We start from the raw sequence: 12524 nt of genomic DNA, 5'->3' as shown, positions 1-12524 counted from the left end.
ACGCGTCTGAGGCGAGGAGCGATGTAACGAGTCAAAAAAGCGCCGCTGCGCGTCACTCTTCCGGTTCGACGGGTGGAATCGTGAAGCGGATCTTGTGGACCTTGACCTCGTGCATGGTGCGCACGGTTCGCACGCCAGGCAGCGCACGAATGCGCTGCTGCAACGCGAACAGGTCCTCGTCGTCGCGGCATAGCACCTGCACGCACAGATCGGCACCACCCAGGATGGTCGAAAGATAACTCACCTCCGACCAGCGCCCAAGATTGTCGACGGCGCGATCGTGGTCGTTCGGATCGACCTCGACGAACAGCAGTGCCAGCTTGGCGTGACCGAGCTTCGACGGATTCGTGAACGCGAGAATCTGCAGGATGCCCTGCTCCTGCAGGCGTTTGACGCGCGTGCGGACGGTCGCTTCCGGCACGTCGACGTTGCGGGCGATTTCGCGGAATGCGCGCCGCCCGTCTTCCTGCAATTCACGAACGATCTGAAAGTCGAGAGGATCGAGTATCGAAGTCGGCATGGTGTGAAGTTGTCGATCTGAATGGAGAGCGGGCTCGTACGGACACGCCGCGCCACTTGCTTCAAACGCAGAAGGCTAACAGAAACATCACGCAACGCAGCGACTCGCCACTGCACGCTGGCAAGGTTTCTCCCACACTCCGGTCGATGCCTCGCGTACATTTGCGCAACTATTAGTCCGTATTTTAGCGCATTGCAATTTGCAGAAGCACATAGTAGATTAAATGCGCAATCCGACAAACAGCGCATGCGTGACGAGCACGCCCGTTCGTCAGTCTGCAATGCGCAACAGCGTCGATCCGATGCTGCGCGTTGCGTGCGGTACCTTGTCGGTTGGCGCTCCGCGCCGCCCTAACCCCGAGTCCTCCATGAACACGGCAAGCCTTCCGATTCGCGACATCCATTGCCCGGTCACGGCAGGACGGCACACGCGCGTCGAAGCGGCCACGCTCAATCCGCTGTCGAATGTGATCCTCGCGTTCTGGGCGATCTTTCATTGCCGCCACGCGCGCCCTCCGTTGCGCCGCCCTTCGTAAGCACCGGCCGCACACGCGGCTTTCAGTCACTCATTGATCCCGGCCGTCCGCATCGCGCGGCGGACCACGCACGCGCTCACGCGCAAAAAGCACCGTCATGCCTACGACATTCGCCCACGAACACGAAGCCCTCACGTTTCTCGAACAGCATCCCGACATCGATCTGTTCGAACTTTTCATCGTCGACGCCGCGGGCGTGCCGCGCGGCAAGCTGCTGCATCGCGAAGAACTGCTTGCCGTGTATCGCAGCGGCCGCCCGCTGCCGAGCGCGATCATGAATCTGACGATCAATGGCGACGATACGGAAGACAGCGGTCTCGTCTGGGATGTCGGCGATATCGATTGCCGTGCATATCCGTTGCCCGGCAGTCTCGTGCATTTGCCATGGCGCAAGATCCCGACGGCCGCTGTTCAGGTGCAGATGCATCCTGAGGAAGGTTTGCCCGCAGGCGTCGCCGACCCGCGTCAGCTGCTCGCGCGTATCGTCGATCGTCTCGAAGCCGATGGCCTGTATCCCGTGATGGCGTGCGAACTCGAGTTCTATCTGCTCGATGCGCGGCCCGACGCGCAAGGCCGTCCGCAACCCGCGCTCGATACGGATGGCCGGCGTCCACGCACCACGCAGGTCTATGGCTTGCGCGAACTCGAACAGATCGAGCCGTTCCTGAAGGATCTCTACGATGCTTGCCGTGAACAGCACATCCCCGTGCGCACCGCGATTTCCGAATACGCGCCGGGTCAGGTCGAAATCACGCTTGAGCATGGCCCCGCTCTCGAAGCGATGGATCACGCCGTGCGCTACAAGCGCATCGTCAAGGGCGTGGCGAACGCGCACGGCATGAGCGCGTGCTTCATGGCGAAGCCGTTTGCGGAAATTGCCGGATCGGGCATGCACATGCACGTCAGCCTCGCCAATAAAGCGGGCGACAACCTGTTCGCCTCCGAGGACAAGGCGGGCACGCCGATGCTGCGGCATGCGGTGGGCGGCATGCTGCACGGTCTGCTGGATTCGATGCTGCTGTTCTGTCCCAACGCGAACTCGTACCGGCGCTTCCAGGCCAATAGCTATGCGCCGTTCACGCCGACGTGGGGCGTCGATAACCGCACGGTGAGCCTGCGCGTGCCGGGTGGCCCTGCGCCGAGCCGACACGTCGAGCACCGCGTGTGCGGTGCCGATGCGAATCCTTATCTGGCCGCCGCCGCCATTCTCGCCGCGTCGCACTATGGCGTGCGCGAGAAGCTGGACCCCGGCGCGCCCGTCGAAGGCAATGGTTACGCTCAGGCCAACACGCTGCTGCCGACTGACTGGCTGAGTGCACTGAACGCACTCGAACAGTCGTCATGGGCAAAAGACACGTTTGGCGCGGCTTTCCTGAAGGTGTTCCTCGCGATCAAGCGCGCCGAATACCGGCAGTTCATGGGCGAAGTCGGTGAACAGGACTGGCGCTGGTATCTGAACCAGGCCTGATAGCCGGGCCGCCGGACCGCCTGATCGTCACCATCATTGAACGGGAACATCATGAACGCCGCACTTCCACTTCACGCGGCTGCCTCGGAACGCAGCCCGTCTTACTACACCGCGACGGTTGCGCACGAAACCGATTACCCCACGCTGGAAGGCGAACATCATGTCGATGTCGCGATCATCGGCGGCGGGTTTACGGGTATAGCGAGTGCAGTCGAACTCGCCGAGCGCGGCCTGAAAGTCGCCATCGTCGAAACGAACAAGATCGGCTGGGGCGCGAGTGGCCGTAACGGCGGCCAGATCACGGGCAGCCTGTCCGGCGACAACGCGATGCGCAAGCAGATGCGCGCGACGCTCGGCAACGACGTCGACGATTTCATCTGGCGGTTGCGCTGGCGCGGACACGAGATCATCGAATCGCGCGTTAGCCGCTATGGCATAGCCTGCGATCTGAAGCATGGCCATCTGCATGCAGCGATGAAGCCGTCGCATCTGCGCGAACTCGAAGCGAGCTATGACGAGGCACAACGGCGCGGCATGGGCGCATCGGTCGAACTGCTCGACCGCGACGGCGTGAAAGCGCTGCTCGAAACCGACCTGTACTCCGGCGCGCTGAAAAATACCCGCAATATGCACGTGCATCCGCTGAATCTGTGCATCGGCGAGGCCCGCGCGGCCGAAAGCCTCGGCGCGCTGATCTTCGAGCATTCGCAGGTGCTCGATATCGTTCATGGCGCGCGGCCTGCCGTCGTCACGTCGCGCGGGCGAATCAACGCGCGTCAGGTCCTGCTTGCCGGCGATGTGTATCACAAGCTCGAACGCAAACAGCTCGACGGCAAGATCTTTCCCGCGATGGGCGGCATCGTCGCGACCGAGCCGCTCGGCGAACGGGCGCGGCAGATCAATCCACACGATCTCGCGGTATACGATTGCCGCTTCGTGCTCGATTACTACCGGATGACGGCCGACGGCCGCCTTTTATTCGGCGGCGGCGCGAATTATTCCGGGCAGATGTCGCGCGATGTTGCACAAGAACTGCTGCCTTATATCGAGCGCACGTTTCCGCGTCTGAAAGGCGTGCGGATCGATTACCAGTGGACGTGCGCAATGGGCATCGTCGTCAACCGCATTCCTCAACTCGGCAAGCTCTCGGATAACGTCTGGTATTGCCAGGGTTACTCGGGCCACGGTGTCGCAACGAGTCACATCATGGGCGAAATCATGGCGGAAGCGATCACGGGCACGCTGGAGCAGTTCGATACTTTCGCAGCGTGCCGTCACATTCGCGTGCCGATGGGCGATGTGATCGGCAATCCGTTGCTCGCTGCTGGCATGTGGTATTACCAGATGCTTGAGCGGCTTCGCTAGCGGTTGACCGCCGGGAACTGCGGCGACAATAGACCCGAGGTGACCTGTCCGTACAGATCACCACGGTTCGCGGTATCGCCCATACAAGCCAGTGCCGTCAATCAGGCTCGACCACCGCGAAAGCGTCGATCTCGATGATCATGCCGGGATAGGCCAGCACGGGCTGCGGCACATCGGTCATCGGCAAGCGCGGCGCTTCGAAAAACGACGACCGCACACGTCTGTTGACGTCGAGTTCGTCCACGCCGCAACGACCTTCGTACATCGTCGTCAGTTTGCAGATGTCCGCAAAACCTGCGTCCAGTTCGTGAAGGATGGTGCCGATATGCGTCATTGCCTGACGCGTCTGGGGCTCCATGTCGCCCGCGCTAACCGCGCGACCCTGCTTGTCGAGTGAAACCTGCCCGCCTAGAAAGATCATGTCGTGACATTTCAAGCCGTGCTGGTAAGGCAAATGCGTTGTCCAGTCCCACAGACTGTCGGGCCAGGCATGACGGCGCGGCAGGTGCTCGCCATCTTCACCGAGCATCGCGACCACTTCGATCCTGATCAACTCGCCATCGTACGCAAGGTTCGCAAGCGGGATACCCGTTGCAGCCGGCCCAGGCTCATTGAAGTGCGCAGCGCACGCAAGCGCCGCAGGCTCGAAATCCTCGACGCGCCCACGGCCAACGTACCAGCGATTGACCTTGACGACATCATCAAAAGTCGCCCCGAAGGCAGCCAGCGCGCGGCCGACCTGCTGCATCGCCTGCCTGGTCTGGCCAAGGATATCGCCGGGATGAGCACACTGTCCCTTCACAATGGCTGCCTGGCCGCTGACGAAGATCATTTTGCCGCAACGCACGACTGTTTCAAACGGAGCGAAACGTTGAGCGAAACGTTGGGCGTCGCGGGTTTTCACGATCTTCGCACCCGAAAGATGGGTGACATGATCATGGTCGATGTGCACATCGAGGTCGATGCAGCCCTGTCGATTGTTGAAGGCCACGACATTGCCACTGCAGTCCAGCGTAGCCTCATGGGCAAACATCCGGTTCTCAATGTGATGACGCATATCGATCCTGTTCCCGTGCCTGCGTTGGGCGACGCCGATGCGTCACGCCTTGACCGGAGACTTCGTCCGGCGGCTTGATCGTTACGTTGTGAACCGTTCCGAAGACATGTTCGACGGTTCGTCTGCGCACGGTCATCGCTTCAAGTGTCTTGTCCAGTCGACGTTGAACTGCTTCCAGCACCGACTCATGCTCCCATCGACTTATCCGTCGTTGGTCGCTCGGAGTGCATTTTGGCTTCATTGCGCATTGCGAACAGGCGCTGCTCCAGTAACGGAGTAGCTGCAATCCGTGTTCCTCGCTGGTGTAACGGTAAATTGCCCTTTCTCCAGCCGGGCAGAGGTACTCGTCGTCCCGCGCGATGTAGATGAAGTCTGCCTTGTCGAAACGGCCATGGTATTTCGCGCCTGATGTTGTCGGCTTCGATAGCATGACCGCAATCCCCGCATCGGCGCACTCCTTGATTTGAGGCCCACTGTAGTAGCCACGATCGGCGACTGCCCGCAGTCTGGTCTTGCCCCTCGCGTGCAGCTTTTGCCATGGGGCCAAGCTGCGCCCGGTCGCTGCCAGAATTTGTGACCTCGTGAGCGACGATAAGGTGGTGTTTGGCGTCTACTGCTACCTGTACGTTGTAGCCCACCATTCCTGAGCCTTTGCCGCTAGTCGCCATGGAGCGCGTGCATCAGGATCGGTCGTCGAGAGCTGACCGTCAGGCTCAGTCTGGAGTTGCTCCCTGATCTGCTCAAGGTTTCGCATCTGTTCGCGCAAGCGCTCGATCTTGTCCTTCAGCCTGGTCGTCTTCGCTTCCAGCTCTGCGGGTTAAGTACGATCTGCGGTCTCCAGCGCATTCAGATAACACTGGATGCTCTCTTCGATCTGCTTCTGGCGCTTGTCAACCTTACCTTCGGTGAAGTTGCGATCGCGTGTATTGACTGCCTTGAACTTGCTGCCGTCAATGGCGACCAGTGCTTGCGAGAACAGCTTCAGTTCACGGCACAGCATCACGAAACGGCCGCACACGTTGCGAATGCCAGTGCCGTTGTCACGACGGAGGTCAGCTATGGTCTTGAAATCCGGCGCCAAACGTCCCGTGAGCCACATCAATTCAACGTTTCGCTGGCATTCACGTTCCAGGCGGCGGCTCGACTGGACCCGATTCAGGAAGCCGTAGATATAGAACTTCAGCAGCACGCCCGGATGATAGGACGGGCGACCAGTAGTCGATGGCATCGCGCCATCGAAGCCTAGTGATGCAAGTCAAGGTCTTCAACAAACGCCTCGCTGAGTCTGACCGGATTGTCTTCAGCAACGAAGTCATCCAGGCACTCCGGAAGCAGTGTCACCTGCTTGCGATCTTCACCTTCAATGAATCGCTTCATCCGGTCACCCATGCTGAACGAGTTAATCCAGGTTAGGTGATCAGCGTGTTTTCACACACGCTCGACCCGTTGCCGCCGCTCAGGCCACGGCAACGAAAGTGGCCGCTCCCAAGGCAATACCGGTCACATCAGAATTGCCAAGGAGCCTATAACGGTGTGTTCGGAGCGAAGATTGCGCTGAACGCCGTGCCTGCGGCTCAACCTCGACGACTCGTTGGTATCTTCTGCTGAACGACGCGCGTGGGCAAAGGCAGGATGCGAGAAAGAATGTTTTCCGACTTGAGTACCCGGTGCGCCAGCGCGCCGAGCATGTGCAAGCCGACAAGTACAGCCAACCCATAGGCCGTCAGCGAATGCAACTGTCCTAGCCAGCGCGACAACTCGTGGCTTTTCGGTACCAGCGTCGGCAGCGAGAAGAGCCCAAAGCAACTGGCTACGTGTCCAGCCGCATTGGTCTTCAGCCACCCGAGCAGCGGAATGGCGAGCATCAACATATAAAGCAGGTGATGGACAATCTTTTCGGCCAGATAGGCAGGCGTGCCGGCCGCGTTGGTCGAGGGCGGCAGCTGACGCTGCATACGCAGCCGGTTCGCGACGCGGAGCAACGCCAGCCCAAGGATGATGATGCCGATCGACTTGTGTAACGCAAGCAGATCCTCGTTGTCGTCGAGCATCCAGCCGACGATCAGGTTGCCGATCAGCGCGAGGGCCAGCAGCCAGTGCAGCAGGCTAATCGACAAAGGATAACGGGATACTTGTTTCATGGAACGGTATTCCTGTTCGAATGAGCGAACGAGCGCTCATGCCTGTCAGCCCAGCAGGTCGTGGTAATGCTTCTTCGTATCATTGATCGTGCGCAATGCCCGCTTGGCGGCGTTCATATCGTTCGCGTGGATAGCGCGGTCGACCTCGGTCAATTCCTGCCGCAGCGCCTGCATGCCTTCGTCGTAGGTGGGCTGGTCGCTGTAATAAGGCTGGCGGCTCGCCTGCTGCGCATCGCTTTCGAGCCTGGCGACGTAGGTGCTCAGTTCGGGCATCGTGGTACTGTCCATCGCGCCCTGCATGGCCCGCTTCATGTCCTTCATCAATATCTTGATCTCGCCGGCGCGGGCCAGCGGCGCGGCCGCAAGCAGCGAAACGCACAACAACGTGTGGAAATGAAGGCGGCGCATCAACTTGGCCATAGGCGTCATCCGGTAGCGACAGTCAATGCCCGCGAGCTTGGGACCGTCAGGTTAACGGAATCTTAAGGACGGGCCATACCGGGGGACGTGCTTGATACATATTCATGCAAGCGCGTATCGTTGCAGAAATGAACGCTTTGCCGGAACAAACAGGAGCACGACACGATGCGCGTATTGCTCGTCGAGGACGACAAGCTGATTGGCAGCGGAGTGGAGGACGGCCTGATCGAGGCGGGCATGACGGTCGACTGGGCGTACGACGGCAAGCAGGCGCAACTGGCGCTGGAAACCACGCCATACGACCTGGTCATACTCGATCTTGGCCTCCCCCGCATATCGGGGACCGAACTGCTCGACTGGATTCGCAGGCGCCGTGACCATACGCCGGTGCTCGTCATGACCGCCCGCGACACCGTCGCCGATCGGGTGAGCGGCCTGAGCGCCGGTGCCGACGACTATCTCGGCAAGCCGTTCGATCTGACGGAACTGATCGCGCGCTGCCGCGCGCTGGTGCGACGCTCGCAGGGCCGCAGCACCGACACGATCGAATACGGCGACCTGCTGGTCGATCCTGAGCGCCTGACGATCACGCGCGGAAGCGAGCGCATCGCGCTTACCTCGCGCGAGTGCGCACTGCTGGTCGAACTGCTGGCGAGCCAGGGCCGCCCTCTTTCCCGCGCGCGCCTTCAGGACAGTCTATATGGCTGGAACGAGGAGATCGAAAGCAATGCGATCGAGGTGCATGTCTCGAACCTCCGCAAGAAGCTCGGTGCGCAATTGATCCGTACGATCCGCGGTGTCGGATATGTAATGGAGAAGGCTTCGTGACGCACTCGATCCGGCGAAAGCTGACGTTGCTTGTGTTATCCGGCGTCGCGCTGGTTTGGTCGTACTCGCTATATTCGAGCTATCACAAAGCGATCGATGAAGTCGAGGAATGGGACGAAACTCGCGTCAAACTGATCGCCCGTGCGTTACTCGTCGTCGACCCGCGCGACGTGTCTGCCTTTGCCAAGGCAAGCCTCGACCCTGTTGACGACGACGGAGACAACGATGCGTCGACGCGACTGCTGTTCGAGGTTGCCACTGCTGACGGACGGATACTGGCCGCCAGCCCTGGCCTGTCTTCGTCGGGCCTGCCGACACGTTTGGCCGGCGCATCGGGCCCGGTGCGGATAGACGATGCGAAGTGGCACGTTTACGTATTTGGCGACACCACGCGCGACCGTACCGTGCGAGTCTTCGAGCAACGCACGCATCGTTCCGAACTGTCCACCATGATCGCGCAGCGCATCGCCCGGCCACTCGCGTTTTCGTTGCCGGTGCTGGCCGCGCTGGTCTGGCTCGCGATCAGCAGCAGCCTGACACCCTTGCGCACGCTATCCGAGGCGATCGAGGCGCGGTCGCCGGATAATCTCGATGCCATTGCGGTCAAAGTCGTTCCCGACGAGGTTTTTCCACTGGTCGCTGCGCTCAATACGCTGTTGCAACGTCTGCGCAGGTCGCTCGACCGCGAGCGTGCGTTTACCAGCGACGCGGCGCACGAACTCAAGACCCCGCTCGCCGCGATCAAGGTCCAGGCGCAAGTCGCGCTCACCGCGCGTGATCCGGGGCGTCAGCGGCGTGCGATGCAACGAGTGGTGGAAGCCGTGGACCGAAGCACGCATCTCGCCGACCAGTTGCTCGCGCTGGCCCGGCTTGAGGAAACCACGCCGCTTCCCAGCGCGCGGGTCGATCTCGCGGACATGGCCAGGGCATGCATCGCCGATCAGCATGGCCATGCGGACCACAAGCAGATGTCGCTGACGCAGCGGTCCGACGGGGCGACCATCGTGCGTGCGCCGCCCGCGCTGGTGCGCATGCTGCTCGACAATCTCGTCGACAATGCGATCAAGTACGGGCACGTGCAGGGCCGCGTCGAAATCGCTACCTGGAACGACGCCGACTCGATATACGTGGAGGTGCGAGACGACGGCCCAGGTGTCCCCGAGGAGGACCTGTCACGACTGCATGATCGCTTCTTTCGTGGCACGAGCCACGTCGAGAAAGGAAGTGGGTTGGGCCTGTCGATCGTCGCGCGCATCGTCGCCCAATTGCGCGGGAAGCTGGACTACACGGCAGGAATGGACGGTAAGGGATTCGGTGTGCGCGTCGGTTTGCCTTTGCCTGACCCCGTTAGACCGGAGACATGAAGCGAACCCCATAATCTCCGGCCCCAGACTATTTGTCGACTCCACGAAGCGGGCGCTCATCCCAGTGAAATAGGGAGTAACAGCGCCATCGCAGCTGCAACTATCCAATTCCAGGCACACGCACAGGGGCGACACAAGTACATCGATCGTTCACCGGAAATGGCCGGATAGAACCGGTTCCCGTCCGGGCCCGACTGTGTCTCGGCCTTCGGGCCGCACAAACATCTCAAGCATGCCGAAGTATCGAACTGTACTTCCAATTTTGTATTGCAAGGTCGCAGTTGTATCGCCCACCGGTATTTCGTGCGGCGGCAAATCAGCGACGCTTTGGTCCGTCGTTGATATGCGTTCCGTAGGCCGCCTCGTCAGGCCCAATCGATCCTGCCAGCGGTGGGCCTGGCGGGTGTATTGGCACGTGGACAAATGCGGCGATCCGTGAATCCGGCCTGGAAACAGCCCGCATCATCGTCTGTGCAGTCGGAGCCCGCGCTGGTGATCTGGCGTAGTGGTAATCATTCTCGTAAGCAGCAGTTGTTGCACGAATATGCTGTTCACTTCGAGCAACGATCGCATCGAGTGGTACGGTTGGAAACGCGCTACATCTGCGCGCTCTTAATCTAACCTTCAGATTCGGCGAATACTCTTTCAACAGAATTTTCATCGTGTTTTTCCTTGCAGATTGCAAGCATCGCCCGCATTTGTGGTGACGGCAACTTGCTCGCGCCAACCACCTTTTGAGAGATCAATTGAGTTCCACGAGAGTTGAATCGCTCAGGGCGTACCTGATGGTTGCCTCAATCGCAGCTACCGTGCTTGACGCAATCGTTCTTGTGCTGATAGGGCTATTCGATGTCCCAGAATCAACCTTCGAAACGACGACCTTTCGAATCGCCGTGATTCTGGTCGTGCTCATTGCCATGATCGGTGCACGAGGTCTTGCGCTCATTTCCTACAGGTCGGCGCTACGACAACGTCACATTCTGATCTCCTCCAACGATGGCGTTCGCGTCGCCGGTGTATGTCGCTTCCGGCCTCTGGTGTTACTGCACCTCCGGCTGTCGGGTAGATTCACGGGATGTGAGCTCTGGTGGCCGAGTGATCCACTGAACCGTCATGTTGGACGGGTCCGTTGAATCGCGACGCGTTCCTTTGGATTGCCTCCCTGCGAGGCGCACCGGTGTGCTCCGCGGAGCGCATGCCGCCAGGTTGGCATAAGGAGGGGGTTGCCATGTCGATCAGGTCACTGACGTTCTTGAGCCGCGCCTGCAAGCGTTTGATCCTTTCCACAGCCCTAAGCTTTGCAAGCCTCACGGCTCACGCAGGTCTCGACCATGAGCTGGCATACGACCAGAGTGGCATCTGGAGCCGCAATGTCCAGCTGGCGCTCGAGTATTCGGCGATCGCCATTGCAGCGGGCGGCGCGCTCTGGCTGGGCAACGACAATGAGCTTGGTCATACTTTCTGGCAAACGGCGGATGCCGAGGCGATATCCGCGGTTGCCGCGCAGGGCATGAAATACGCGTTTCGCCGCGCGCGTCCCAATAGCGGACAGGGGCCGAACGCGTGGTTCGTGAGCGGTGGCGACAGCTTCCCCAGCGGAGAAGTCACCTTGCAGGCCAGTTTCGTGACGCCGTTTATCGTCAACTACGGGCGACGTTACCCTTGGGTCTGGGCGCTCGAACTGTTGCCCGCCTATGACGCAGTGGCCCGGATGAAGGCGCAGGCACACTGGCAAACCGACGTCCTCGCGGGCTGGGCTTTGGGTACAGCCGTCGGCTATTTCGCGACCACATGGGAGACGCCGGTTTTCGTCCAGATTCTCCCGCACGGGTTGACAGTCGGATTTTCCAAACGCTTCTGAGAGGGACGTTTCTGTGCTCATCGGACAGTTCTTCCCCGTCCCACTGGAAGCCAGCGTGGAAGCATGGTAATCAGGACGTCATCCTTGAGGACGATATGATGGTAAAGGGCAGCGAGCGCGTGAAGTCCCGCAAGCCACATGACCGCGTCGCCGAGCCACTTGTGGACCGATGCGAAGGTTGAGCCTGCATCATGTGATGTGCCGATTAACGGCGGGATTTCGAATCCCAAGATAAGAGTCAGACCGTGTCCTTCGAGCCACGCGCCGACGACCGCGGTCACCGGAAGTGCAAGGAGAAGCAGATACAGCAGTCGTTGGACGACTGTTGCCATGACACCCATCCAGCGCGAAACCGGGGGAGCCTCGGGTCGAACATCGATTGTCAGCCACAGCAGGCGGATGACAGTCAGCGTGAACACGCACAGTCCCAATGTCTCATGGAGTCGCCTGTCGAACTCGTGGACGGACGAATAAACGCGTTCCTCCGGTCCGCCGGGCCCAAGCATGAACGCCACGAGAACAAGGATTGCCGTGCACCAGTGGAAGAACTGGGCGAGCGAACCGTAGCGTGTGCCAGAAATTTTCACCATGGTGCATCCCCACTGCTGACCAGCTGGACGTCAATCGGGCAATCCGCATTATTGGGGACGAACGGCCAGTCGCGTAGCCAGCCCATTATCGTCCTTCATTCACTGTTGCGTCACGAGCAAGCGCAGCAGCGGTGGAGTGTCCGAATACTAATGCTTACTGGACCGCTCAGTGTCCCATTGGCCCCGCGGTCGAATGGCTGGTTTCGTCCATCATCAGTTCGGTGGACGTTCTCCGGAGCGCACGCTGGAGTCGTCAATGACAGCTTTCCGGCACATGTTGGGTGAATGCGTACGCCCGGCCATCTTCCGCCAGTTGGGCATTACAAAGTTCTGTCCGCTCAGTTGAAGATTTCGGCCAGTCCGTCGCAGCAGGAG

General features: G+C 60.3%; 11 protein-coding genes and 3 pseudogenes. 7 read left to right on the top strand and 7 right to left on the bottom strand.

Annotated features, from left to right (window positions below; all coding sequences use genetic code 11):
- Positions 1 to 52 precede the first annotated feature (52 nt).
- Positions 53 to 520: an Lrp/AsnC family transcriptional regulator gene (locus H1204_RS07655; protein WP_131241964.1), complete on the bottom strand. Its 468-nt coding sequence runs from the start codon at positions 518 to 520 to the stop codon at positions 53 to 55.
- A gap of 367 nt (positions 521 to 887) precedes the next feature.
- Between H1204_RS07655 and H1204_RS07650 the strand changes: the two genes are divergently transcribed.
- The 3 genes from H1204_RS07650 to H1204_RS07640 all read left to right on the top strand — a co-directional run bounded on the left by H1204_RS07650 (position 888) and on the right by H1204_RS07640 (position 3888).
- Positions 888 to 1055, top strand: coding sequence for a hypothetical protein (locus H1204_RS07650; protein WP_165576675.1), 168 nt, complete (start codon positions 888 to 890; stop codon positions 1053 to 1055).
- Between the two features lie 97 nt (positions 1056 to 1152).
- Positions 1153 to 2523, top strand: coding sequence for a glutamine synthetase family protein (locus H1204_RS07645; RefSeq protein WP_180730624.1), 1371 nt, complete (start codon positions 1153 to 1155; stop codon positions 2521 to 2523).
- 51 nt (positions 2524 to 2574) lie between these two features.
- On the top strand, positions 2575 to 3888 hold the full coding sequence (locus H1204_RS07640) for an FAD-binding oxidoreductase (protein ID WP_180730623.1): 1314 nt from the start codon (positions 2575 to 2577) through the stop codon (positions 3886 to 3888).
- Between the two features lie 97 nt (positions 3889 to 3985).
- On the opposite strand, the gene H1204_RS07635 is transcribed toward H1204_RS07640, so the two are convergent.
- A complete protein-coding gene (locus H1204_RS07635) occupies positions 3986 to 4417 on the bottom strand; it encodes a RidA family protein (RefSeq protein WP_243468572.1) in 432 nt (143 codons plus the stop codon).
- Between the two features lie 336 nt (positions 4418 to 4753).
- Between H1204_RS07635 and H1204_RS51175 the strand changes: the two are divergent.
- Positions 4754 to 5023 (top strand): annotated as a pseudogene (locus tag H1204_RS51175) (cation transporter dimerization domain-containing protein); the annotation flags it as partial.
- Positions 5024 to 5036: 13 nt separating this feature from the next.
- Here the strand turns inward: H1204_RS51175 and H1204_RS07625 are convergent.
- The 3 genes and pseudogenes from H1204_RS07625 to H1204_RS07615 form a co-directional block, all read right to left on the bottom strand.
- A pseudogene (locus tag H1204_RS07625) lies at positions 5037 to 6322 on the bottom strand (IS1182 family transposase); the annotation flags it as partial.
- 197 nt (positions 6323 to 6519) lie between these two features.
- Complete coding sequence (locus H1204_RS07620) at positions 6520 to 7086, bottom strand: cytochrome b/b6 domain-containing protein (RefSeq protein WP_180730621.1); 567 nt, start codon at positions 7084 to 7086, stop codon at positions 6520 to 6522.
- Between the two features lie 45 nt (positions 7087 to 7131).
- Positions 7132 to 7506, bottom strand: coding sequence for a cytochrome b562 (locus tag H1204_RS07615; RefSeq protein ID WP_180730620.1), 375 nt, complete (start codon positions 7504 to 7506; stop codon positions 7132 to 7134).
- Between the two features lie 165 nt (positions 7507 to 7671).
- On the opposite strand from H1204_RS07615, the gene H1204_RS07610 reads away from it, so the two are divergent.
- Positions 7672 to 8334, top strand: coding sequence for a response regulator transcription factor (locus H1204_RS07610; protein WP_180730619.1), 663 nt, complete (start codon positions 7672 to 7674; stop codon positions 8332 to 8334).
- Positions 8331 to 9698 (top strand): ATP-binding protein, encoded by a 1368-nt coding sequence (locus H1204_RS07605; protein WP_180730618.1) that lies wholly within the window; start codon positions 8331 to 8333, stop codon positions 9696 to 9698. The genes H1204_RS07610 and H1204_RS07605 overlap by 4 nt, the downstream gene beginning before the upstream one ends.
- 150 nt (positions 9699 to 9848) lie before the next feature.
- Here H1204_RS07605 and H1204_RS51170 read toward each other — a convergent pair.
- A pseudogene (locus tag H1204_RS51170) lies at positions 9849 to 10154 on the bottom strand (hypothetical protein); the annotation flags it as partial.
- A 772-nt stretch (positions 10155 to 10926) separates the two neighbouring features.
- Between H1204_RS51170 and H1204_RS07600 the strand changes: the two are divergent.
- A complete protein-coding gene (locus H1204_RS07600; RefSeq protein ID WP_180730617.1) occupies positions 10927 to 11559 on the top strand; it encodes a phosphatase PAP2 family protein in 633 nt (210 codons plus the stop codon).
- Between the two features lie 17 nt (positions 11560 to 11576).
- On the opposite strand, the gene H1204_RS07595 is transcribed toward H1204_RS07600, so the two are convergent.
- Positions 11577 to 12149, bottom strand: a complete 573-nt coding sequence (locus H1204_RS07595) for a cytochrome b/b6 domain-containing protein (protein WP_180730616.1) — start codon at positions 12147 to 12149, stop codon at positions 11577 to 11579.
- Between the last annotated feature and the right edge of the window lie 375 nt (positions 12150 to 12524).

This window comes from Paraburkholderia sp. PGU19, assembly GCF_013426915.1.
In the GTDB taxonomy this organism is placed as follows: Bacteria; Pseudomonadota; Gammaproteobacteria; order Burkholderiales; family Burkholderiaceae; genus Paraburkholderia.
This window is presented reverse-complemented; position numbering and strand designations above follow the sequence as displayed.